The 21,323-nt window shown below is 67.6% G+C and carries 24 protein-coding genes; 13 read left to right on the top strand and 11 right to left on the bottom strand.

Annotated features, from left to right (window positions below; all coding sequences use genetic code 11):
- Positions 1 to 247: 247 nt before the first annotated feature.
- The gene (locus IEY07_RS08105) at positions 248 to 2,257 is read left to right on the top strand and encodes an aldo/keto reductase (RefSeq protein ID WP_188894686.1); all 2,010 of its coding nucleotides are present in this window, start codon (positions 248 to 250) and stop codon (positions 2,255 to 2,257) included.
- A gap of 15 nt (positions 2,258 to 2,272) precedes the next feature.
- Entirely contained in the window at positions 2,273 to 3,277 is a 1,005-nt protein-coding gene (locus IEY07_RS08100) for a LacI family DNA-binding transcriptional regulator (protein WP_188894685.1), read from the top strand.
- Positions 3,278 to 3,545: 268 nt separating this feature from the next.
- Here IEY07_RS08100 and IEY07_RS08095 read toward each other — a convergent pair whose 3' ends face one another.
- Both IEY07_RS08095 and IEY07_RS08090 read right to left on the bottom strand, forming a co-directional pair.
- Positions 3,546 to 4,301, bottom strand: coding sequence for an IclR family transcriptional regulator (locus IEY07_RS08095; RefSeq protein WP_188894684.1), 756 nt, complete (start codon positions 4,299 to 4,301; stop codon positions 3,546 to 3,548).
- A 20-nt stretch (positions 4,302 to 4,321) separates the two neighbouring features.
- The gene (locus tag IEY07_RS08090) at positions 4,322 to 5,023 is read right to left on the bottom strand and encodes a winged helix-turn-helix transcriptional regulator (RefSeq protein WP_188894683.1); all 702 of its coding nucleotides are present in this window, start codon (positions 5,021 to 5,023) and stop codon (positions 4,322 to 4,324) included.
- A 116-nt stretch (positions 5,024 to 5,139) separates the two neighbouring features.
- Here IEY07_RS08090 and IEY07_RS08085 point away from each other — a divergent pair, with 116 nt between their 5' ends.
- The 3 genes from IEY07_RS08085 (at position 5,140) to IEY07_RS08075 (ending at position 6,867) form a co-directional block, all read left to right on the top strand.
- Positions 5,140 to 5,406, top strand: coding sequence for a MoaD/ThiS family protein (locus tag IEY07_RS08085; protein ID WP_188894682.1), 267 nt, complete (start codon positions 5,140 to 5,142; stop codon positions 5,404 to 5,406).
- Positions 5,407 to 5,713: 307 nt separating this feature from the next.
- The gene (locus tag IEY07_RS08080; protein ID WP_188894681.1) at positions 5,714 to 6,562 is read left to right on the top strand and encodes a sulfurtransferase; all 849 of its coding nucleotides are present in this window, start codon (positions 5,714 to 5,716) and stop codon (positions 6,560 to 6,562) included.
- Positions 6,563 to 6,564: 2 nt separating this feature from the next.
- On the top strand, positions 6,565 to 6,867 hold the full coding sequence (locus tag IEY07_RS08075; protein ID WP_188894680.1) for a DUF1416 domain-containing protein: 303 nt from the start codon (positions 6,565 to 6,567) through the stop codon (positions 6,865 to 6,867).
- 95 nt (positions 6,868 to 6,962) lie between these two features.
- Here the strand turns inward: IEY07_RS08075 and IEY07_RS08070 are convergent, their stop codons facing one another.
- The 3 genes from IEY07_RS08070 to IEY07_RS08060 all read right to left on the bottom strand — a co-directional run bounded on the left by IEY07_RS08070 (position 6,963) and on the right by IEY07_RS08060 (position 10,072).
- The gene (locus tag IEY07_RS08070; protein ID WP_188894679.1) at positions 6,963 to 8,477 is read right to left on the bottom strand and encodes a dihydrolipoyl dehydrogenase family protein; all 1,515 of its coding nucleotides are present in this window, start codon (positions 8,475 to 8,477) and stop codon (positions 6,963 to 6,965) included.
- Positions 8,478 to 8,615: 138 nt separating this feature from the next.
- The gene (gene dtd / locus IEY07_RS08065; RefSeq protein ID WP_188894678.1) at positions 8,616 to 9,041 is read right to left on the bottom strand and encodes a D-aminoacyl-tRNA deacylase; all 426 of its coding nucleotides are present in this window, start codon (positions 9,039 to 9,041) and stop codon (positions 8,616 to 8,618) included.
- An 8-nt stretch (positions 9,042 to 9,049) separates the two neighbouring features.
- Positions 9,050 to 10,072: a ketopantoate reductase family protein gene (locus IEY07_RS08060; protein WP_188894677.1), complete on the bottom strand. Its 1,023-nt coding sequence runs from the start codon at positions 10,070 to 10,072 to the stop codon at positions 9,050 to 9,052.
- A 163-nt stretch (positions 10,073 to 10,235) separates the two neighbouring features.
- Between IEY07_RS08060 and IEY07_RS08055 the strand changes: the two genes are divergently transcribed.
- Positions 10,236 to 10,733 carry a heme-binding beta-barrel domain-containing protein gene (locus tag IEY07_RS08055; protein ID WP_188894676.1) on the top strand — a complete coding sequence of 166 codons (498 nt, stop codon included), beginning with the start codon at positions 10,236 to 10,238 and terminating at the stop codon, positions 10,731 to 10,733.
- Positions 10,734 to 10,838: 105 nt separating this feature from the next.
- Positions 10,839 to 11,801, top strand: a complete 963-nt coding sequence (gene ygfZ, locus IEY07_RS08050) for a CAF17-like 4Fe-4S cluster assembly/insertion protein YgfZ (RefSeq protein ID WP_188894675.1) — start codon at positions 10,839 to 10,841, stop codon at positions 11,799 to 11,801.
- A 158-nt stretch (positions 11,802 to 11,959) separates the two neighbouring features.
- On the opposite strand, the gene IEY07_RS08045 is transcribed toward ygfZ, so the two are convergent.
- Entirely contained in the window at positions 11,960 to 12,352 is a 393-nt protein-coding gene (locus IEY07_RS08045) for a VOC family protein (RefSeq protein WP_188894674.1), read from the bottom strand.
- 67 nt (positions 12,353 to 12,419) lie between these two features.
- A complete protein-coding gene (locus tag IEY07_RS08040) occupies positions 12,420 to 13,688 on the bottom strand; it encodes an MFS transporter (RefSeq protein ID WP_188894673.1) in 1,269 nt (422 codons plus the stop codon).
- A 115-nt stretch (positions 13,689 to 13,803) separates the two neighbouring features.
- Between IEY07_RS08040 and IEY07_RS08035 the strand changes: the two genes are divergently transcribed.
- On the top strand, positions 13,804 to 14,355 hold the full coding sequence (locus IEY07_RS08035; protein ID WP_188894672.1) for a winged helix-turn-helix domain-containing protein: 552 nt from the start codon (positions 13,804 to 13,806) through the stop codon (positions 14,353 to 14,355).
- Here IEY07_RS08035 and IEY07_RS08030 read toward each other — a convergent pair.
- From IEY07_RS08030 to IEY07_RS08020, 3 genes are all read right to left on the bottom strand, one after another.
- Positions 14,346 to 14,951 carry an SGNH/GDSL hydrolase family protein gene (locus IEY07_RS08030; RefSeq protein ID WP_188894671.1) on the bottom strand — a complete coding sequence of 202 codons (606 nt, stop codon included), beginning with the start codon at positions 14,949 to 14,951 and terminating at the stop codon, positions 14,346 to 14,348. The genes IEY07_RS08035 and IEY07_RS08030 overlap by 10 nt on opposite strands.
- A 76-nt stretch (positions 14,952 to 15,027) precedes the next feature.
- The gene (locus IEY07_RS08025; RefSeq protein ID WP_188894670.1) at positions 15,028 to 15,435 is read right to left on the bottom strand and encodes a RidA family protein; all 408 of its coding nucleotides are present in this window, start codon (positions 15,433 to 15,435) and stop codon (positions 15,028 to 15,030) included.
- Between the two features lie 44 nt (positions 15,436 to 15,479).
- Positions 15,480 to 16,028, bottom strand: coding sequence for a histidine phosphatase family protein (locus tag IEY07_RS08020; protein WP_188894669.1), 549 nt, complete (start codon positions 16,026 to 16,028; stop codon positions 15,480 to 15,482).
- Between the two features lie 65 nt (positions 16,029 to 16,093).
- On the opposite strand from IEY07_RS08020, the gene IEY07_RS08015 reads away from it, so the two are divergent.
- Complete coding sequence (locus IEY07_RS08015) at positions 16,094 to 16,411, top strand: ArsR/SmtB family transcription factor (protein WP_188894668.1); 318 nt, start codon at positions 16,094 to 16,096, stop codon at positions 16,409 to 16,411.
- Between the two features lie 14 nt (positions 16,412 to 16,425).
- Positions 16,426 to 16,941 (top strand): SRPBCC family protein, encoded by a 516-nt coding sequence (locus tag IEY07_RS08010; protein WP_188894667.1) that lies wholly within the window; start codon positions 16,426 to 16,428, stop codon positions 16,939 to 16,941.
- Here IEY07_RS08010 and IEY07_RS08005 read toward each other — a convergent pair.
- Entirely contained in the window at positions 16,877 to 18,073 is a 1,197-nt protein-coding gene (locus IEY07_RS08005; protein WP_188894666.1) for an ROK family transcriptional regulator, read from the bottom strand. The genes IEY07_RS08010 and IEY07_RS08005 overlap by 65 nt on opposite strands.
- 95 nt (positions 18,074 to 18,168) lie before the next feature.
- On the opposite strand from IEY07_RS08005, the gene IEY07_RS08000 reads away from it, so the two are divergent.
- From IEY07_RS08000 to IEY07_RS07990, 3 genes are all read left to right on the top strand, one after another.
- Positions 18,169 to 19,479, top strand: a complete 1,311-nt coding sequence (locus IEY07_RS08000) for a DUF1479 domain-containing protein (RefSeq protein WP_188894665.1) — start codon at positions 18,169 to 18,171, stop codon at positions 19,477 to 19,479.
- A 54-nt stretch (positions 19,480 to 19,533) separates the two neighbouring features.
- Positions 19,534 to 20,430: an alpha/beta fold hydrolase gene (locus IEY07_RS07995; RefSeq protein ID WP_229669840.1), complete on the top strand. Its 897-nt coding sequence runs from the start codon at positions 19,534 to 19,536 to the stop codon at positions 20,428 to 20,430.
- Between the two features lie 106 nt (positions 20,431 to 20,536).
- Entirely contained in the window at positions 20,537 to 21,271 is a 735-nt protein-coding gene (locus IEY07_RS07990) for an HAD family hydrolase (RefSeq protein ID WP_229669839.1), read from the top strand.
- The last annotated feature ends 52 nt before the right edge of the window (positions 21,272 to 21,323 follow it).

The following is a 21,323-nucleotide window of genomic DNA, read 5'->3' as shown; positions in this document are numbered from 1 at the left end:
ATTCCGGGCAGGGATTACGTGAACGTTCACGGACCCCTCCGGTCAGAGCGTGTCATTTGGCCGATGTGATGTCAATAGCAGTCCGCTATGAAGTGTCGGCGGGCGGATTGACCAGGGCGGAGATGATCAACTAGCGTGAAGCTCCGTCGTCGATCCGGACGCTTCCAGTTCATCAGCAGCCCGATTCGTCAGAGCATTCGTCAGAGCTATGGCGGCAGCCCGCCGTCCGTAAGGGATGATTTCAAAGATGACCCGCTCCCTCCGCTGGGCCGTGCTCGGCCCCGGCAACATCGCCCGCCGTTTCGCCACCCAGCTCCCGCACAGCAGGTTCGGCACGCTGGTGGGTGCCGGCAGTTCCGATCTCGAACGTGCCCGTACGTTCGCCGCCGAATTCGAACTCGGCGACGACGCCGTGCTCGGCTCGTACGACGACATCCTTGCCTCGCCGGATGTCGATGCGGTGTACGTGTCGACGGTGCACACCACCCATGCGGCGCTGACGATCAAGGCGCTGCGGGCCGGTAAGCACGTTCTGTGCGAGAAGCCGCTGGCACCCAACAACGGCCAGGTGATGACCATGGTCGATGTGGCGCGGGACACCGGCAACGGCTTGCTGGAGGCGTACATGTATCGCTTCCATCCCCAGACCCGGGATGTGCTCAAGCTGGTGGCCGACGGCGTCATCGGCGAGCTGACCCACATCGATGCGAGCTTCGCGTTTCGCAGTAGCGGCACCACAGGCCGGCTCTTCGATCCCAACACCGCCGGCGGCGGCATCCTCGACGTCGGCGGCTACCCGGTCAGCTACGCCCGGGCGATCGCCGGCGCGGCGGTCGGCAAGCCGTTCGTCAACCCGACAGCCGTCAGCGCCACCGGGACCATCGGCGCAACCGGTGTCGACGAGTGGACCGTCGCCCGATTGAGCTTTCCGGGCGGCGTCACCGCCTCGGCCCGCACCGGTGTCCGGCTCCAGGACACCAACACGGTGACGATCTACGGCCAGCTTGGCAAGATCGAGATCGCCGATCCGTGGACGCTCTCGGCGGACCCGCAGGTGATCATCACGGTCGTCGGCGAGGATCCCGAGACCCGCAGCTACGCCGGTCACTTCCCGTACGCGCTGGAGGCCGACGGGCTCGCCCGCGCGCTGGACGAGGATCCTGGTGTCGGCCCGGTCGAGATGAGCCTGGACGACACGCTGGGCAATGCCAAGGTGCTCGACCTGTGGCGCGAGGCGATCGGCCTGGTCTACCCGTTCGAGGCCGATGACGCCGACATCCCGACGGTCTCGGGCGAACCGCTGGCCGTCACCGCGCCGGGACCCGGATCCCACACCCCGCCGATGAAGTACGGCACCATCGACGGCCTGGGCAAGCAGATGTCGAGGGTGGTCTTCGGCTGCGACAACCAACCTGATCTTGCTCACGCCTCGGCGGTCTTCGACCATTTCTTCAGCTTGGGCGGCAATGCCTTCGACACCGGCTACATCTACGGCGGCGGCCGACATGAGAAGCTGCTCGGCCAGTGGATGCACAACCGGGGCGTACGCGACCAGGTCGTGGTGATCGTCAAGGGCGCCCACACCCCGCACTGCGACCCCGAGTCGCTGACCTCGCAACTGCTGGAATCCCTGGAGCGCCAGCAGTCCGACTACGCCGACATCTACATGATGCATCGGGACAACACGGATATCCCGGTGGGCGAGTTCGTCGACGTGCTCGACGAGCACTACCGGGCCGGGCGGATCAAGGTGTTCGGCGGATCGAACTGGACCAGGGAGCGGTTCGAGGAGGCCAACAGCTACGCCAAGGCCAACGGCAGGCAGGGTTTCAGCGTCCTGAGCAACCACTTCGGCCTGGCCGAGGCGTACGACGTGCCCTGGGCAGGTTGTCGCCACGTCACCGATCCGGAGTCGAAGAAGTGGCTGACCGAGGCGCAGATCCCGTTGCTGCCGTGGTCCTCGCAAGCGCGCGGCTTCTTCGCCAAGCCGGCCCGGCCCGATGATCACAGCGATCCGGAGCTGGTGCGCTGCTACTACAGCGACGACAACTTCGAACGGTTGCGGCGGGCGCAGGAGCTGGGTGCCGAGCTGGGCGTCCCGGCCACCGCGATCGCACTGGCGTTCGTGCTCGGGCAGCCCTTCCCGACCTTTCCGCTGTTCGGTCCCCGTACGATCTCGGAGACGCGGTCCTCGATGCAGGGTCTCGGTGTGGAGTTGACTGCCGACCAGTTGGCCTGGCTGGATCTGAAGCAGTAAGCGGTAGGGGGCAGATTGGCGACACTGGGAGTCGGCGGACGCCGGGTCACGATCCGTGACGTGGCCGAGCTGGCCCAGGTCTCCCGGCAGACCGTGACCAGGGCCATGAACGACATGGCCGGGATCAGCGTCGAGACCCGGCAGCGAGTGCTGGATGCTGCTCGCACGTTGGGCTATCACCCGTCGCGGTTCGGTCGCGGCCTGGTCCGTCATGATCATCACACCCTCGGGCTGGTGATCAGCAACCTGCTCAATCCGTACTATCCGGAATTCGCGTCAGCGGTGGTGGCGCGGGCCGCCGAGCGCGGCTGGACGGTGCTGCTGCTGGATTGCAACGGGGCCGACGCTGAGCGGACCATGATCACCCAGATGGCCGACCAGGTGGATGCGATGATCGGTTACCTCCATCTGGGCAGGACCGAACTCGATCAGCTGGTGCCTGGTGTGCCGGCGGTCTGGATCGACGCCGAGCGGAAGCCGGAGCAGCCCGACGGCGTGATCTTCGACCTGCGCCCCGGGTTGGAGGCGGTCGCCGATCATCTGCTTGCCCACGGTGTCCGGCGGCCGGTGATGTTGGACAACAGCGGTCCGGAGTCGTTCAGTGGCCGGGCCCGGGATTTCGTACGCAGCATGGCGTCGCGCGGTATCGACGTCCCGGTGGAACATGCCGGTGGTGATCAACTCGAGCACGGCATCGAGGCGACCACCAAGATCATCGCTTCCCGGCCAGGCACCGATGCGATCATGTGCTTCAACGACATCATGGCGTTCGGGGCGTTGAAGGCGCTGCGATCCGGTGGGCGGGAGGTGCCGCAGGACGTCCGGGTGATCGGAATCGACGGGCTCGCCGCCGGCAGCTATGTCACCCCGCAGCTGACCACGCTGGCGGTGGACATCGCCGAAGTCGCGGCGCTGGCCGTCGACATCGCCGTGGGGCGGCGCGACGGCACGGTTGCGCAGGCATCGCGTCGGTCCCGGAGCAAGGTACGCCACCGGCTGATCGTGCGGGAATCCGGGTGAACGCGTCCGGGCTGACGCTGCCCGGGTGAAGGACTTGGGCCCGGAGGGCCGCACGACGCTCGGGCGTTCGGTTCGGGGGAGGTGGGGGGCCCGAACGACCGGTCGGGCGGCATCGCTCGGCGCGACGGCAGCCACCTCCGAGCCACGTATCGAAACCGGAGGTGCTGGACCGCCGGTGTCGACGCCCTTCGCCACATATCTTAAGTGCCGGCTGTGAACTGCACATCCGCGTGATCTTCAGATGGTGAAGCCGGGCGGACGAACCGGGTCAGGGGTGCGCGGTCAGCCGGAGGGAGAGTTTCGCGGCGGCGGCGTGCAGTCGGAGCAAGATCCTGCCGGGTTTGTCGATCCGCTCGTCACCGGCAGGTATCGAGATGGCCAGCGCGGCCCGCAGCTGTGGGGTGATGACCGGTACGGCCAGACAACTGGTGCCGAGGGCGTATTCCTGCTTGTCCACGGCGACGCCGGTGTTGTGCTCGAGCTGGAGAAGCAGCGCGTGGACGTCCTTGATCGTGTTGGGCGTCAGATCGGCCAACGGGTGCCGGGAGAGATAGTCGCGCCGGCCGTCCGGTTCCAGGGTGGCCAACAGCTGCTTGCCGAGCGCGGTGGCGTGGGCGCTGTCCTGGACGCCGACCCACAACGGTGCCCGCGGGTGGCTGGGAGCGTCGACGATGTCGACCACGCTGACCTCACCGTCCAGGAATCGGGCGACATAGGCTGCCGCGCCGAATTCCCCCGAGACCTCGGTCAGGGTCTGGCGGACCTGCGCCAGGAAGACGCCGTTCGCGTCGTTGCCGGACAGCCCGGGGAATCGCGGCCCGAGGATCAGGCCGTCCTGGTCGGCGCGCAGGTAGCCCTCGTGGATCAGGGTCCGGACCAGGTTGTAGGTGGTCCCGAGACTGAGGCCGGAACGGCCGGCGAGCGCCTTGACCGGCAACGGTCGGGAGGCCGAGCCGACGATGTCGAGCAGTAACAGTGCCCGCTGGACCGAGCCGATCAGCGTTGTGGTTGTCCACTCTGACACCGCAATCCTCCTGCCAGAGATCAGGAGGTGGCCTCGACCCGGCTGGGCGTGGCGTCGTCGACGGGGATCACGTAGCGGTATCCGACATTACGGACCGTGCCGATCACGGACTCGTACTCCGGACCGAGCTTGGCCCGGAGTCGCCGGACGTGCACGTCGACCGTCCGGGTGCCGCCGTAGTAGTCGTAACCCCATACGTCGCTGAGCAGCTGCTGCCGGCTGAAGACCCGTCCGGGATGCTGGGCGAGATACTTCAGCAGTTCGAATTCGGTGTACGTCAGGTCGAGTTGCTTGCCGTTCAGCTTGGCCGAGTAGCCGGCCTCGTCGATGACGATGCTGCCGCTGTGGATGAGGGTGTCGCTGCCGGCCTGCTCCACCGGGGTCATCGCCAGCCGGATCCGGGCGTCGACCTCGGCCGGCCCGGCCGACGGCAGCAGCAGGTCGTCGAAGCCCCAGTCGCTGGCCAGCGCCGGCAGACCACCCTCGCGGACGATCACGATCAACGGCGCTTCCTTGCCTGTGGTCTCCATCAACCGGCACAGCGCGCGGGCGCCGACCAGGTCCCGGCGGGCATCCAACAGGATGACGTCGGCCCGGGGCGCGTCCAGCAACGCGGTGGGTTCGGCGGGGATGATCCGCACGCGATGGGGCAACAGTTCGAGGGCGGGGAGAACCTCGGTAGATGCCTGCCGGTCGTTGGTCAGGAGCAGCAGGGTGACCATGTTCCTCCCCAGGGTGGGCGCCCGCAGTCGGCCGGCGTGGATACCGACCCGTGGTAAACAACCCGAGGCTCGGAGGTTACCCCGAGCCCCGACGTCTCGGGGGAGACAATACCGCCATGACTCAGGTGCGCTTGCACTACTGGGCCGGAGCCCGCGCTGCGGCTGGTGTGGAACACGAGGTATTCGACGCGGCCACGATCGCCGGGGCTTTGGCCGCGGCCACCGGTCGACGCACCCGTTCGCCCGGTGATCAGCAGTTCGCCAAGGTGCTGGCGGCATGCTCGCTGCTGGTCGACGGTCGGGCGCTGCATCCGGCCGATCTGGAGCGGCAGCTCAGCGCGAACACGACGGTCGAGGTGCTGCCGCCCTTCGCCGGAGGCTGATCTCGCTATCCGGCCCGGCGTCTCGGATTTCGGAAGAATCTGTTGGAGGTGCTCCGGAGGCACCGTACTGTGACCGTTGTGATGAGAACGAGCCCGAGAGCACTGCTGCTGACTCGGCGCCTGGCCACCGATTTCGGCCGCATGCGCTCGTCGTTGTGTCGTTCTTGTTGAGAGACCGCACCGGCCTGCGGGCCGTGACCGGACGCGTACGCGATCGGTGCAGCGGGAACCCCGGGCGAGATATCCGAATAGTGAACATCAGTGACCACATCTTGAACAGATCGTGGACAAGCCACCAGGAGCACACATGAGCAGGGACCAGGCGCTCGTAACGGCCGACTGGGTCAGCGAGCATCTCGACGATCCGAAGGTCGTCCTGATCGAGGTCGACGAAGACACCACCGCCTACGACGGCGGCCACATCAAGGGCGCCATCAAGCTGGACTGGAAGCAGGATCTGCAGGATCCGGTCCGCCGCGACTTCATCAACAAGGAGCAGTTCGAGAAGCTGCTGTCCGAGCGTGGAGTCAGCAACGACGACACGGTCATCCTGTACGGCGGCAACAACAACTGGTTCGCGGCGTACGCCTACTGGTACTTCAAGCTCTACGGCCACTCCGACGTCAAGCTGCTCGACGGCGGACGCAAGAAGTGGGAGCTGGACGCGCGCGAACTGAGCAAGGACGCGGTCAAGCGGGAGCCCACCACCTACACCGCCCAGGAGCAGGACACCTCGATCCGCGCCTTCCGCGACGACGTGGTCGCCGCCATCGGGACGGCCAACCTGCTCGACATTCGCAGTCCTGACGAGTACGCCGGCCGGCTGCTGGCGCCGGCGCATCTGCCGCAGGAGCAAGCCCAGCGTCCGGGGCACGTGCCGACCGCGGTCAACGTGCCGTGGAGCAAGGCGGCCAACGACGACGGCACCTTCAAGTCCGACGAGGAGCTGACCGAGCTCTACACCGAGGCCGGCCTGAACTTCGACAAGGCGACCATCGCCTACTGCCGGATCGGTGAGCGCAGCTCGCACAGCTGGTTCGTGCTGCACGAGCTTCTGGAGCGGCCGAACGTCAAGAACTACGACGGCTCCTGGACCGAGTACGGGTCGCTGGTCGGCGTGCCGGTCGCGCTCGGCGATCAGCCCGGGGAGGCCTGAGCATGTGCGGAGCAAAGAGCGGCGGCCTCGACACCGCGGGCATCGATCTGTCCACCCAGGCCGTCATCCAGGGCCGGGTGCTGCGCGGCGGCAACCCGGTGGCCGGCGCCTACGTCCGGCTGCTCGACGGCGGGGGTGAGTTCACCGCCGAGGTGCAGACCTCCGCGACCGGCCACTTCCGGTTCTTCGCGGCCGACGGCCGCTGGACGCTGCGGACGCTGGCACCGGGCGGCGTCTCGGTCGATCGGGCCGTCGTCGCCAAGGTCGGCGTCGTCGCCGAGGTGGATGTCGAGCTCGAGGCCTGAGCGCCACACACCGAACCGAGTACGCGACGGGCCCGGAATCCTGGATGGGTTCCGGGCCCGTCGCGTTGGCGGCTCCCGGGACGGGGCAGGGAGATTCAGCGCTTGCGTACTGCGGCGCTGATCCTGCCCGGCACCGTCGCTCCCGGATTGCGTTCGGCGCGGGCGGCCTGGGCGAGATCCCAGATCGGGTCGGACCATGTCGGGTAGGCGTGCGGCACGTCGGCGAGTTCGGTGACCCGGCCACGGTGCTGCATCACCGTCGCCAGTTCGGTGATCACCTCTCCCGCTCGCGGTGAGACGACGCTGGCGCCCAACAGTCGACCATGATCATCTGAAATGATCTTGGTGAGCCCGACAGGCTCGTTCTCGGCGATGGCCCGGTCGACCCGGCCGTCGCCGGTCCGGCTGCTCACTCGGCCGCCTGTCAGGACGCTCGCGCTCAGCTCGGTGTGCCCGATCCGTCCGACCTCGGGATCGGTGAAGATCACCTGCGGGCCAAGATCATGACGCGCGGTCCGTGCAGAGCCGAGCATCGCGTTGCTGGCTGCGACTTCGCCGTCGAGTGCCGCCAGGCTGGCCAGTGGCCGGTCACCGCTGGCGTCGCCCGCAGCGTAGATCCTGCGGTTGCTGGTCCGCAGCCGGTCGTCGGTCGCGATATAGCCGGCGGGGTTGAGAGAGACACCGGCCCTGGCCAGGTCGAGGCCCATGGTGACGGGCCGGCGGCCGGCGGTGATCATCACCCGCCCGGCCTCGATCGTCCGCTGAACGCCGGACTTGTCGGTGATCGAAAGCCTTGTGTGTCCAGTGGTCTTGGACGCCCGCACGACCGAGGTTCCGACCAGGATCTCCAGTCCCTCGGCCCGGAGCCGATCGGTGATCAACTCGCTGACCTCCGGTTCCTCCTTGGGCAGCAGTCGATCCTCCTGCTCGATGATCGTCACCTTCGCGCCCAGCCGGGACAGGGCCTGGCCGAGCTCGCAGCCGGTCGGTCCGCCGCCGAGGATGGTCAGCTGCGACGGCAGGAAACGCAATTCCCACACGGTGTCGGTGGTCAACGGGGTGCAGTCGAACAGACCCGGGATCGGTGGCATCGACGGTGCAGTTCCGGTTGCGATGACAGCTTTGGCGAAGTGGTACGGATCGCCGTCCACGGAGATCGTTTCCGGGCCGGTGAAGGCCGCGGTGCCGGAGATCACGTCGACCCCGGAGTCGGTGACCACATCGCCGGCCGCCGATTCCGCCGCATCGGCGATCCGCCGTTCGATGCCGCGCATCAGCTCGCCGAAGTTGATCTCCGGCTCGACCGGCGTGATCCCGAACCGGTCGGCCGTACGCATCAGTTGGGCGGCCCGTCCAGCGGCCACCAGCGCCTTGCTCGGTACGGTTCCGGTCCAGATGCTGTTCCCGCCGGGTCGGGCCCGCTCGACCATCAGCACTCTGGCCCCGTTCCTGCGACCGGCCGCCGCGGCGGCGATCCCCGCGGATCCGGCGCCGATCACGATCAGGTCGTACGGGTGGTGCCTGTTCCGGTGGTCCCCGGTCCGGGAGGACTCCTCCCGAGTGGACCCGGCCTGGTTCGTCTCGCCGGTCCGGGTGCCGATGTCAGTCATGAATCGCCCCTCTCGTGCGCTCTTGACCCAGCTCCCATGGTGGTCCTGATGGCACCGGCGACAAAGGACTTCCGGGGTCGTCCTTCCTCAGTCGCGGTTCAATTCACAGGTCGGTGTCAGGTCGACCGGCGGGCCGCTTCAGGAGTCGAGGACGATCGTGACCGGACCGTCGTTGACCAGCGAGACCTGCATGTCGGCGCCGAAGACACCGGTCGCGACCTCGGCCCCGAGGTCTCTGAGCGCCTCGATGAAGGCGGTGACGAGCGGCTCGCTGACCGGCTGCGGGGCGGCCGCGCTCCAGGAGGGCCGCCGGCCCTTGCGGGTGTCGGCGTAGAGGGTGAACTGGCTCACCACCAACACCGGCGCACCGAGATCGGCGGCGGACCGCTCGTCGGCCATGATCCGCAGCCGCCACGCCTTGTCCGCCAGTTTCGCGGCGTCGGCAGCGGTGTCGCCATGGGTGACACCGACCAGGATCAGCAGTCCCGGCCTGTCGACCGCACCAACGACCTGATCGTCGACAGCGACCGACGCCTGCCGGACCCGCTGGATGACCAGACGCATCCGAGCGGCTAGAGGCCGAGGGCCGTACGGAGCTGGTCCACAGTGACGTCTCCGGGCCGCTGCCCGGTGTGCGCGGCATGCCGGGCCAACGCGGTGATCCGGGAGTTGATCGGCGCCGGGTGCCCGACCCGTCGGCCGACCAGGGCGATCTCACCGTTGAGGTAGTCGGTCTCGATGTTGCCGGAGCCGCGGAACAGCGACTGCCAGCTGGATCCGCCGAGGTGTTGCGGAGTGCCGGGCACCGGCTTGACCTGGGCCGCGTCCTGTCGCGCCGCCCGCTCCTCGTCGTCGGAGGTGACCTGGATCCGCGCTGCCGCCAGCACCTCTCGGGCCTCAGTCCGAGCAGCCTCGGACAACTCCTCGGCGCCGGGATTGTCGCCCAGCAGTGCTTGGAAGGCGTTGCCGAGGTTGCTGATCAGCTTGCGGTACTTCCACGGCATGACGTCGTCGGGAAGGACAACATTGCAGCCGGCGGCCGTCCAATCGGTCTGCACTGACTTCAGCAGCTCAGCATCGGCTTCGCCGTCGACGGCGGTGCCGTACCGGCTGATGTGGAAGACGCCGCGCAGCGGGGCTCCGCGGACGATCACCTCGCCCGGTTCGATCATGACAGCAGGCATCCAGACGCAGACTCCGAAGACCCGGTCGAAATACCGCAGCGCGATCTCCTCGCTGGCGACACCGTTCAGCGCGGTGAGGATCGGCAACCGGTCGGCAGCACGGCCGATCAACTCGTCGTTGTCATAGACGCCGACATCGGCCCACTGGTTGATCGCCGCGTCCGCCTGGTGGGTCTTGGTCGCCAGCACGAGCACATCGTCGGATCGCAGGCGTACGTCCTCGGGGCCGGTCACGGTGGGCGCCGGGACCGTGACGGTCGCATCCGGGCAGCGCAGCGTCAGGCCCTTGTCGATCATCGTCCGGCCATGATCACCACGGGCGACCAGGAGCACCTCCGTGCCCTCGTTGGCCAGCAGTCCGCCGACCGCCCCGCCGATCGCACCGGCACCGACTATCACGTATCGCGTCACGGACCGAAGACTATTCGGGTGCCGAGTCGCGCCTCTGCTGAGGTCTCGGTTGCCACTCTCAGCGGGGCTTCGGCGAGGACCGGCATCGCGCGGAGCAGCCTGCGTGCAGAGGACGGGGACGGGCGGGACCGGCGTCACGGCCGGTTTGTGGGATTCTGGAGGGGTGGCTTTCGAGATTCCGTCCGACCTGAACCCCGACCTCGTCGCGCTGGCCTGGATGATCGGCAGCTGGGAGGGCAGCGGCAAGAGCAGCTACCCCGGCACCGAGGACCTGGACTTCGGCCAGAGGATCGACTTCAGCCACAATGGCGGCAGCTATCTGCACTATCTGTCCCAGACCTACGAGGTGGGTCCCGACGGGCAGCCTGTCCGGCCGTTGTCGATGGAGACGGGCTTCTGGCGACCACAGCGAGACGCCTCGATCGAGGTCGTGATGACCAACCCGGAGGGCTGGGTCGAGGTCTGGTACGGCAACATCCAGGGTGCGAAGATCGAGCTGCGGACCGATGCGGTGGTCCGGACGGCGAGTGCTCCCGATTACACCGCCGGGCATCGGCTCTACGGCAACGTCGAGAGCGATCTGCTGTGGACCTTCGACCGTGCGGCCGACGGTCAGCCGATCCAGAGCTACCAGTGGGGGCGGCTGCGTCGCATCTCGTGAGCCGTCTCGCGTGAGTCGGATTGCGTGAGTGGCCGGGACGAGCGGGAAGAAACCGTACGGCGCCGGTGCTGCACACTGGTAGTAACTTCACGAACGGAGCAGTCCATGGGTACGGCGGTGATCGCCGAAGCAGGTCCGGACCAGGGAGTCGCCTGGCACTACGGCAACCCGACGCGCGAACAGCGGGAGATCGAGGCAGGCCTGGGCATCGTCGACCTGTCCCACCGGGGCGTGCTGACCGTCGCCGGCCCGGACCGACTGAGCTGGCTGCACTCGCTCACGACCCAGCACCTGACCGACCTCGCGCCCCGCGCCGGGACGACCGCGCTGGTCCTGTCCGGATCCCAGGGCCACATCGAGCACGTCCTCTACGGCGTCGACGACGGTGAGACCTTCTGGGCCCACACCGAGCCGGGTGGCGTCGGTCCGCTGGTGGCGTTCCTGGACCGGATGCGCTTCATGCTGCGGGTCGAGGTGGTAGACCGCTCGGCGGACTTCGGCGTCGTGTGGACTGCCGGTGATCCGGGCAGCGACTTCCTGTACCGGAGTTATCAGGACTCGCTGGGCGGCCATGATCTTTTCGTCCCCCGCAACAAGATCAGTGATGTTGTCGCGACGGGCTCGCCGGCCGGCACGTGGGCGTACGAAGCTCGTCGAATCGCTGCCGGTGTGCCCCGGATCGGCGTGGACACCGATCAGCGCGCCATCCCCAACGAGATCGGCGTTCTCGGTGCCGCGGTGCACCTGAACAAGGGTTGCTATCCGGGTCAGGAGACGGTCGGGCGCGTGCAGGCTCTCGGCCGTCCGCCCCGCCGGCTGATCCGGCTGCAGCTGGATGGATCAGCCGAAGCGCTACCCGAGGTCGGCGCGCCGATTCTGCTTTCTGGCAAGCAGATCGGCCGGATGGGCAGCTCGGCCCGGCACTGGGAGGACGGACCGATTGGGCTCGGTCTGGTCAAGCGCAACGTCCCGGTCGATGCAGAGCTCACAGTCGACGGGATCGCCGCGGCACAAGAAGTGCTTGTGGATCCCGAGATCGGTGATCATTTCCGCCCGCAGTTCGCCTGAGCTTGCGGCGAATGAAATCGTCTACCTCCGGGTGCGAGCCTCTAGCTTTGAGGTTGCATATTCCCCCGCCGGTACCGGCTGGCTCCGCCGGCGTGCCGCGTTCGTAACCTCAAAAGGTTGAGGTTGGGAGCCGGCCCGATGACTGGTCGGCTGCGGATCTACTGGTCCTCGCGCGGCAACCAGCAGATGCAAACCAGGTGACCCGCCGGGGAGGCGAACACGTCGATTCCTCGTGGGGTGGACCGGTCCGGCGCCGGTCGAGCCACTCGGCCACCGAGCTCGATGATCTTCGCGGCGACCGGTCCGACAGCCGCCGCGCCCTCGACGTAGAGATCGAAGTGGATCTGTTGCGGGACCGCTTTGTCGGGCCAGGTCGGTGGGAGATGGTCCTCGGCAAGTTGGATGGCAAGCTGCCAGTTACTGTCGATCCAGACATTGCGCCAGCGGTCGCTGCCGGGCGAGATTGTGCCGTCCAGCAGTCCCGCCCAGAACGCCGCCTCGGCATCGATGTCCGACGCGTCCAGGACGGTCTGGCGGTACTTGAAATCCATGGGAATCCTCTCCCTGGCTCGGTGCCGGTATCTCGCCTGCTGATGGACGCTACACGTCCGGAGTGGGTCAGGCTGCCAGATTCTCGGAGGCATCGGAACGGAAAGTGCGCAGGCTCCGGCTAGACGCTGCCGCGCCGGCGGTGAGCAACAGGCCGATCCCGACGCACAGCAGGGTCGGGCCGCCTCCGATCATCTGGCTCAGTACGCCACCCAGCAATGGTCCCAGTGGTTGCAGTCCGTAGGCCGTGAAGCCGAGGAGCGAGCCGAGGCGGCCGAGCATCTCCGGCGGCACCAGCTGAGCCGTGATCGTGGCGAGCGTGATGTTCAGCGACGGGATGATCAGGCTGAAGATGACGATCGGGATGATCGGCCACCAGTCGGCCAGTGGCAGGGCGGCTGCGGCCATGCAGATGCCGAAGACGGCGGGCACGATCGCCGCCAGTCGCCCGGCGGGAATCCTGCCGGTGATCTGCCCGGCGAGAACGGCGCCGACCAGGCCGCCGATCCCGCTGCCGGTCAGCACCAGGCCGGTGATCGTTGATGAGCCACCCAACTCTCGTACGTGCACGATCACCGGGATGGAGAAGGCGCCGCCCAGCAGGTTCATCGCCGTGACCACCAAGATCATTTCCCGCATCCCCCGCTGCCGGACGATCCAACGCGCTGCCTCGACGGCTTCGGCAACCATGTGCGTCCGGCGCTGCCCCGAAGGCGCCACTTCTTGATCACCTCCGGCTGTGACCGGCGGCTGTCGCGGCACCCTTCCGATCACCGTGCAGACCCAGGCGATGAGAAAGCTGAGGGTGTCGAGGACGAATGGCAGCAGGCTGTTCGCTGCGTAGAGGGCGCCGCCGAGCACCGGTCCGAGCAAACGGGTGCCGTGTGACCGTGCTTCCTCCTGCGTGTACGCCTGACGCAGCTGCGCGGACGGCACGACGTTGCGGATGGCGACATTGCGGGCCGGCGAGAGGAAGGCCTGACAGCCGCCGTCGATGATCGAGAACATGATGAAGTTCCACAGTCCGGCGCGGCCGGACAGCAGCATGATCATCAACGCGGCCGAATTGATCACCTGTGCCGCTTGGGTGATCGACAGCGATCTTCGCCGGTCGGACCGATCGACGAGCACGCCGGCCGGCATCTGCAGGACAAGCATGCCGACGATGCCGACCGCGCTCACCAGACCCGCCTTCCCCGGGCTGCCGGTGATCGCCAGTAGCAGCAGCGGGGTCGCTACCCGAGTCAGCTGACTGCCGAGCATCGACGCCGCCGCCCCGGTCCAGAGCAGCTGGAACTGCCGGTTGCGTTGCAGCGGGACGGTCGTCGGCGAGGTCATCGATCAAGCCGACCGGACGACAGGTCAGAATTGAGAAGGGAATGCTTCACAATTATGAAGCTATCGCTTCGGATCCCGGATCGCCAACCGAGCCGGGCAACTATTCTGGTCGACCATGGTGGCCGAACGGCGTGAGTTGAGCGATCTCGCACAGATGCGCGCGGTGAGCCACCCGGCCCGCTGGCGGGTGCTGGAAGAGATGTGGGCCGGGCGGGTGCTGACCGCGACCGAGGCCGCCGAGGTGGTGGGGCTCACGCCCTCGGCGATGAGCTACCACCTGCAGCAGCTGGCACGTCTCGGTCTGGTGGAGCGGGATGAATCTGCGGATGGCCGTGAGCATCCGTGGAAGGCATCCACCGATGGTGTCTTCATGACGACCCGGCCGGATGACCCGCTGGGGCGGACGATGATGCAGAACCTGTCGCGCTCCATTGATCGGCTGGTCCTCAGTGCGCCCCCGGTCGATGGTGACCCCCGGCCGTGGCCCGCTGCCTTCAGCCATCGCACGCTGAGGCTGACCCGCAAGCAGGCCAAGGCGCTGCACGAACGGATCAATGCCGTGATCAAGGAGTTCGAGGAGGTTGCCGATTCGGACTCAGCCGATGGACCCGAATACGAGGTCTTCTGGGTCCAGGGTGTCGCGGACCGTGATCATGGTCAGGCCTGAGCGACCTCGAGCCAGAGCCGGGTGATCTCGGCGTGACCCTGCTCGGACGGGTGCACGCCGTCACCGGCCAGTGCGGCGGATCCGGTCTGCGCCGCGAGCTTGTTCAACTCGACGTCGAGCGGGACGAGCGGGGCGCCGAATTCGGCGGCCAGGCTGCGTACTGCATCGATCTTGGGATCGAGATCCTCGCGCCAGGCGGTCGCCTGTTCCTCGGTCACTGGCAGCACGAACGGTTCCAGCAGGATCGCCCGCGATCCGGCCGCCGCGATCCGCACGAGCAGGTCCCGGTAGCCGGTCTCGTACGCCTCGGTGCTGGTCGGGTCGTCGCTGTCGAACTTCCGCCAGGTGTCGTTGATGCCGATCATGATCGACACCAGGTCCGGCTGGTGTGCCAGCACGTCGGCGTCGAGCCGTGCCTGCAGGTCGACGACTCGGTTGCCGCTGATGCCGGAGTTGATCACGGTACGGCCGGCAAGTTCGCCGGCCAGCAGGCGGACGTAGCCGTTGCCGAGCTGGTCGGGATCTTCGCGGCGCCCGGCGTCGGTGATGCTGTCGCCGAAGAACACCACGGTGTGTACGTCGTCCAAGAGAGTCATGATCACATCCTGCCGTACGCCCGGACCTCGCCGGCCGGGGAGTCTGGCCGGGGAGTCTGGCCGGGGAGTCTTGCCGTCAGTCGACGACGGCCGCGACGGCCTCGATCTCGACCAGTTGGTCGTCGTAACCCAGGACGGTCACTCCGAGCAGGGTGCTCGGCACGTCGTGCTCCCCGAACGCATCGCGGACGACACCCCAGACCGCGCCGAGATCGCCCTGCCGGTCCGATGCGACGTAGATCCGGGTGCTGATCACGTCCTCGATCGTCGCACCGGCATCCCCGAGCGCAATGATCATCGTCGCGACACATCGGGCAGCCTGCCCGACGTAACTCCCGACGGCTGCGGTCGATCCATCATCGTTCAGCGGGCATGCTCCGGCCAGGAAGATCAACCGAGCGTCTTTCGGTGCGGTCGCGGCATAGGCGTACTCGGCAACAGGGGAGAGCGACTCGGAGCGGATCAGCCGTACGGAACCGGGCACCTCGTGATTGTGGCGCGTATCCATGCGCAGTGCCACTCGATCGATCAGAGCGCGATCTCGTACAGCCGCCCCGGTTTCCAGGGTGATCGTCCGGTGATCATCGTGGCGAGGGAGTCGGTTGCGCCGCAGGCACGACGAACGCCGAAGCCGGTTGCGATATGCCCGATGATCATGATCGTGCCACCGGGGTGACGGGTGGCAGCATCGCGTACGCCGGCTGCGGCTCGCCGGGTTGCCTGTTCCCAGCTTTCACCGCCAGGGTAGGGATTCTGCGCATAGCGAAGACGATCATCGTGCACGTCGGCGCTCGGGGTGCCGTTGAGTCGACCGTAATCACACTCCCGTAGTCGCCAGTCCAGCAACAGCGGCAGGTCGACACCCGCCTGCGCAAAGGCGGTGCTCGCGGTCTGTACCGCCCGGGCGAGATCGGAACAGTAGACGGCGTCGAGGCTCCGGTCGCGGATGCGGATGCCAAGCGCCGCGGCTCGCTCACGACCCAGCTCCGAGAGTTCGCCCGGACGCCAGCCGGAGGCGATGCCGGCTTCGTTGTCCAGCGTGGTCGAATGCGTCTCGAACCAGATCCGGGTGATCACAGCGCCAGTCTGCCAATTCCGGCCCGACCTTGACATGTAACTAGAAGGTTACCTATTCTCGGGTCGTGACCGACGACACCCTGGTCTTCAAGGCGCTGGCCGATCCCACCCGGCGGTTTCTGCTGGACCTGCTCTTCGAGCTCGATGGGCGCACCTTGGGCGAATTGGAGTCGCAGGTCGAGATGACGAGGATCGGGGTCATGAAGCACCTCCGCCTGTTGGAGGAGGCCGGATTGATCGTCACCCAACGGTCAGGACGGCAGAAGCGGCACTTCCTCAACCCGGTTCCGATCAAACAGATCCACGACCGGTGGATCGGCAAATACGAGCGCCGGGTCGGCATGCTCGCCGATCTGAAGAACGAACTGGAGAATCCGACATGACTGGCGTGACGCGAATGACTGATAAGGATCGGACCGAAACGGTCCAGCTGTATCGCATCTACATCAACGCCCCCGCCGAGAAGATCTGGGCGGCCATCACCGATCCCGAGTGGACCGGCAAGTACGGCTACGCCATGCTCCTGGACTACGAATTGAAGTCCGGCGGGGCATTCCGAGCCCGGGCCAATGAGGGCATGCTCGCGATGGGCTGTCCGGAGGTGATCAGTGACGGCGAGGTGATCGAGGCCGATCCGCCCCACAAGCTGGTGCAGACCTGGCGGATGACGATGACGCCCGAGTTGGCGGCCGAGGCATACACGCGGCTCACCTTCGATATCGAGCCGGTCCGTGGCGGAGTCTGCAAAATGACCGTCACCCATGACCTCGCCGGGGCACCGCTCTGGGCGGCCGTGCTGCGTGGTGACCAGGAGGCGTCCGGTGCCGGTGGCGGCTGGAGCGAAGTGCTCAGCGGCCTGAAGACCCTCCTGGAGACGGGCCGGCAGCTGCCGTTCCAGAGCGGTCCTGCCTGATCTGTGGCCGACCAGGCGCTCCGGTCAGCAGAGCCTGAAGATCATCGACGGCACGCTGCCGGGCTCCGGCCAGTGCTGGTTCGTCGGTCAGCTGCGGAGCACGGACCGGAACGGCCCGTGGGTGTCTCGCCAGCGCCGTCGTCGTTGCGGCGACGACAGCGGGGTGTGAGCCCCAGCTTCCGCCGAGTACGACCAGCCGCGGATCGGCCACAGCGATCAGCGCCACGATGACTCCGGCGATCGCTCCACCGAGCACCGTCCGCAAGCGGGCAGCCTCGGCGCCGGTGCCGGTGATGCCAGCCGTCAGTGCGTCCACGTCGATCGCGGTGGAGTCGGGCCGCAGCAAGCCGAGCTCGGCGAACACCCTGACGAACGGCGCTGCCCGGTCGTCGGTGCCGACGGTGAGCAGATCTGCGATCTCACCGGCCAGGCCGGTGTCGCCGCGGCGTACCTCGCCGTCGGCGACCACCGCGCAGCCGAGGCCCTCGGCCAGGTACAGATAGGCGAAGTCGTCCAGGGCGTCCCGACTGCCGGCGCGCTCGGTGACCGCCGCCCAGTTGACGTCGTTGTCGACGATCACCGGCCCGTCGACCCCCGGACCGAGCAGGCCCACGGGATCGAGCTCGCCGATCAGGAACGGTGCGTACGGCAGGTGCACGAGCCGGCCGGTGGACCGGTCGACCGGATCGGCCGCAGACACCACCGCAAGCCGGGCGCGGCCGGAGCCGGTCAGGACCTCCGTGGCGGCGGACCGGACCGCCTGCCCGACCCGTTCGGGGTGGGCAGGGCGTCCCACCTCAGCGACCGTCCGGGCCAGCACATCGCCGTACACATCGATCGACTCGGCCACCACCCCCTCGGGCGCGATGCCGATTACCAATGCTGACCCGAGGTCCTCGGCCAAGGCGTAATAGCTGCCGATCCGGCCGCGACCAGTGGTGCGCTCGCCGGTGTCGCGCAGCTTCCCGGCCTCGGTCAGCCGCCGCACGCTCTCGCCGATCGTCGGCTTGGAGATACCGGTCCGGGCAGCGATCTCAGCCCGGGTCAGGCGTCGCTCGGCGATCAGCGCACGGAGCACGTGCTCGTCGGTCAACGACCGGAGTAGCTCCAGGGACGGCCGGGCGGGAGTCACGCCGCCATTCTAGGTAGGACTCTTGCCTGGATCGTCGGGCCCGGCCTATGATCCCGTTCTAGTAAACAGTCCTTCCTGGAATGGAGTGAGCGACGATGTCCGTCTACGACACGGATTCAGAGATTTTGCCGGTGGCCGGCCTGCCGCCGCTGCCGCACTGGGAGACCACGCCCGATGATCTGAAGGCGGCCATCGCCGAGATCAAGCCGGCGCTGCGCGCGCGAATCGCCGCCTCTGGTCGGACGGTCGAGGAGGTCTTTGCCGTCCTCGACGCGCGGATCGCCGAAAGGGTTGCGGAGATCGAGGCCGCGAAGGTCCGCGACGAGGAGATCTGGCCGGTGATCGACTACGCCGACATCGCCGCCGGGACCGTACCGGCCGAGCAGTTGGCCAAGCTCCGTCGCCGTGGCTGCCTGGTCGTCCGAGGGCACTTTCCACGGGAGCAGGCGCTCGGCTGGGATGCCGGGATCGTCGACTACGTGGAGAACAACCACTTCTTCGAGAACTACCGCGGGCCGGGCGACGACTTCTTCGGCAGCGTCGGTTCCAAGCCCGAGATCTATCCGATCTTCTGGTCGACGGCGCAGATGGAGGCCCGGCAGAGCGATCGGATGGCCGCCGTCCAGAGCTTCCTGAACTCGCTGTGGAAGTCGGAGTCGGAGGGCACCCAGTGGTTCGATCCCAACCGCGACTCTCTCTATCCCGACCGCATCCGGCGTCGGCCGCCAGGCACCAACTCGGGCGGCCTGGGCACCCACCTCGATCCGGGAACGCTGGATCTGTGGATGACCGAGGCGTACCAGAAGGCCTTCCGACACCTCTTCGACGGCACCGTCGAGGCGTACGACCCGTACGACGCCGCCTATCGCACCGCCGGCCCGACCTATCCGGGGTCGACCATGTGCTCGGTGTTCCGGACGTTCCAGGGCTGGACCGCGCTGTCCGATATGGACCACGACCAGGGCGTGCTGCACACCGTTCCGATCCCGGAGGCGATGGGATACCTGATGCTGCGGCCGCTGCTCTCCGACGTTCCGGACGACGATATGTGCGGCGTCACCACCAACCAGGTCTTCCCGGCCAGCGAGCGCTGGCATTCGCTGCTGCTGCGCGCAGTCAGCGGAATCCCCGACGTCCGCGCCGGCGACTCGGTCTGGTGGCACTGCGACATGATCCACAGCGTCGCCCCGGTGACTGACCAGAAAGGCTGGGGCAACGTCATGTACATCCCCGCGGCGCCGTGGTGCCCGCGCAATGAGGCGTATGCACCCCAGGTCCGGGCTGCGTTCCTGGAAGGCTCCAGCCCGTCCGACTTCCCGCCCGAGCACTACGAGCGCGACTGGGCCGACCGGTTCCGGGCCGGGCAGCTCAACGAGACCGGGCGGCGCGGGCTCGGAATCGACTGAGCCAGCACCGTGGGCCACCCGGCACCTGGTCCCGGGCGCCGACCAGGACGGGTGATGACCATGTTGACCCGGTCGCGTGCCGAAGGCCTTCGGTCGGAGACGGTGGCAGCGACGAACCCGCAGGTGCCCGGACGGGCCGGCTGCGCTGACTACTGTGATGCTGTGGAGTGCGCGATCGACGGCGTCTTGGTGCACTACGCCGAGCACGGAGCCGGCACGGCGTTGGTCGTCCTGCACGGCGCCGGAGTTGATCACCGCGAGGTCGAGGCGGCGGTCGAGGAGATCGTTCCCGGGGAAGGCCTGCGGCGGATCTATCCGGACCTGCCCGGCATGGGCCGTACGCGCGGGACTGATGGGCTCTCGGACAATGACGATGTCGTACGACTCCTTGTCCGTTTCATCGAGCGGCTTGCCCCAGGCGGGGCGCTGGTCCTCGGTCATTCGTACGGCGCCTATCTGGCCCGGGGTCTCGCTGCCCGGCGCCCCGACCTGGTGCTCGGACTCGGACTGCACTGTCCGATCGGTGACAGCGCCGGCGACGTCCCCGAACCCTCGGCGGTGCGGACAGACCCGGACGCGTACGACGGCCTCGATGCGAAGCTGCGCAGCGGATTCGAGGAGTACTTCGTGATCCGCACCGTCAGGACGGCCCGCCGGTACCGGGACCAGGTCGTGCCCGGCAATGCGCTGGCCGACGAGGAGGTCCTCGGACGGATCTTCTCCGGATGGCGCATCGACCTTGGCACCGAGCCGTTCGCCGGGCCGACCCTGATCGTCGCCGGCCGCCGGGATTCCACTGCCGGTTTCGCCGGTGTGAGCGAGCTCTTCAGGCAGTATCCGATGGCGACGCTCGCGATCCTCGAGGACGCCGGCCACGCGCTTGCTCATGAGCAGCCGGAGCAGTTGTCTGCCCTGGTCAGCCACTGGATCCGGCGAAGCACCGTGCGGTGACCCGAGGCGCCCTGACCGGCTCGGTCGACCCGCTGTCGGGTTGGTGGCGAGCGTTCAGGAACCGGTAGTCGAAACTTCACCTGATCTGGCCCTACGCTTGACGCCTGTGACGGATCGAACCAAGACCTCGCTGGATACCTACGAGGCTGTGCTCTTCGACCTGGACGGCGTGCTGACGCCGACCGCCGAGGTGCACATGCGGGCCTGGGAGCGGATGTTCAATGCCTACCTCGACTCGCGGGGCGGTCAGCCGCCCTATACCGAGCAGGACTACTTCGACTACGTCGACGGCAAGCCACGCTACGACGGCGTACGAAGCTTCCTTGCCTCGCGCGGCATCGAGCTGCCGGAGGGGACGCCGGACGACCCGCCGGACGTCGAGACCGTCAGCGGGCTCGGCAACCGCAAGAACGTCGAATTCTCCCGGGTCCTGGAAACCGACGGCGTCCAGGCGTTCCCCGGCTCGATCCGCCTGGTCGATCACCTCGAGAAGGCTGGTGTCAAGGTCGCCGTGGTGTCCAGCTCGCGCAACGCCCGGGCCGTGCTCGCCGCCGCGGGCATCCTGGACCGGTTCCCGGTGATCGTCGACGGCAACGTCGCCGCCGAGCGGCACCTGGCCGGCAAGCCGGCGCCCGACACATTCCTTGCCGCAGCCGATGATCTCGAAGTACTCGCGGACCGGGCCGTTGTGGTGGAGGATGCGTTGTCGGGGGTCGCCGCCGGCCGGGCCGGCAGCTTCGGACTCGTGGTCGGCGTCGACCGTGGCGCGGGCGCGGACCGGCTGCGTGAGTCCGGGGCAGACGTCGTCGTTGCTGATCTTGGAGAGCTGGTGGCCGAATGAGTTCTGACTTGGAGACGCCGCAGGTGGGTGTCGCCGTCGACGGCCTGGCCGA

It is taken from the genome of Microlunatus endophyticus (genome assembly GCF_014646195.1).
Classification (GTDB): domain Bacteria; phylum Actinomycetota; class Actinomycetes; order Propionibacteriales; family Propionibacteriaceae; genus Microlunatus; species Microlunatus endophyticus.
The sequence above is the reverse complement of the archived record's forward strand: the minus strand, read 5'-3'. Positions and strand labels throughout refer to the sequence as shown.

Coding starts and splice junctions, on each gene's coding strand:
- IEY07_RS08040 (WP_188894673.1), bottom strand. CDS start 13,688: ATGACCTCGCCGACGACCGTCCCGCTGCAACGCAACCGGCAGTTCCAG.
- IEY07_RS07995 (WP_229669840.1), top strand. CDS start 19,534: ATGACCATGTTGACCCGGTCGCGTGCCGAAGGCCTTCGGTCGGAGACG.
- IEY07_RS08105 (WP_188894686.1), top strand. CDS start 248: ATGACCCGCTCCCTCCGCTGGGCCGTGCTCGGCCCCGGCAACATCGCC.
- IEY07_RS08000 (WP_188894665.1), top strand. CDS start 18,169: ATGTCCGTCTACGACACGGATTCAGAGATTTTGCCGGTGGCCGGCCTG.
- ygfZ (WP_188894675.1), top strand. CDS start 10,839: ATGGGTACGGCGGTGATCGCCGAAGCAGGTCCGGACCAGGGAGTCGCC.
- IEY07_RS08075 (WP_188894680.1), top strand. CDS start 6,565: ATGTGCGGAGCAAAGAGCGGCGGCCTCGACACCGCGGGCATCGATCTG.
- IEY07_RS08090 (WP_188894683.1), bottom strand. CDS start 5,023: ATGGTCACCCTGCTGCTCCTGACCAACGACCGGCAGGCATCTACCGAG.
- dtd (WP_188894678.1), bottom strand. CDS start 9,041: ATGCGTCTGGTCATCCAGCGGGTCCGGCAGGCGTCGGTCGCTGTCGAC.
- IEY07_RS08035 (WP_188894672.1), top strand. CDS start 13,804: ATGGTGGCCGAACGGCGTGAGTTGAGCGATCTCGCACAGATGCGCGCG.
- IEY07_RS08070 (WP_188894679.1), bottom strand. CDS start 8,477: ATGACTGACATCGGCACCCGGACCGGCGAGACGAACCAGGCCGGGTCC.
- IEY07_RS08045 (WP_188894674.1), bottom strand. CDS start 12,352: ATGGATTTCAAGTACCGCCAGACCGTCCTGGACGCGTCGGACATCGAT.
- IEY07_RS08080 (WP_188894681.1), top strand. CDS start 5,714: ATGAGCAGGGACCAGGCGCTCGTAACGGCCGACTGGGTCAGCGAGCAT.
- IEY07_RS08010 (WP_188894667.1), top strand. CDS start 16,426: ATGACTGATAAGGATCGGACCGAAACGGTCCAGCTGTATCGCATCTAC.
- IEY07_RS08030 (WP_188894671.1), bottom strand. CDS start 14,951: ATGACTCTCTTGGACGACGTACACACCGTGGTGTTCTTCGGCGACAGC.
- IEY07_RS08085 (WP_188894682.1), top strand. CDS start 5,140: ATGACTCAGGTGCGCTTGCACTACTGGGCCGGAGCCCGCGCTGCGGCT.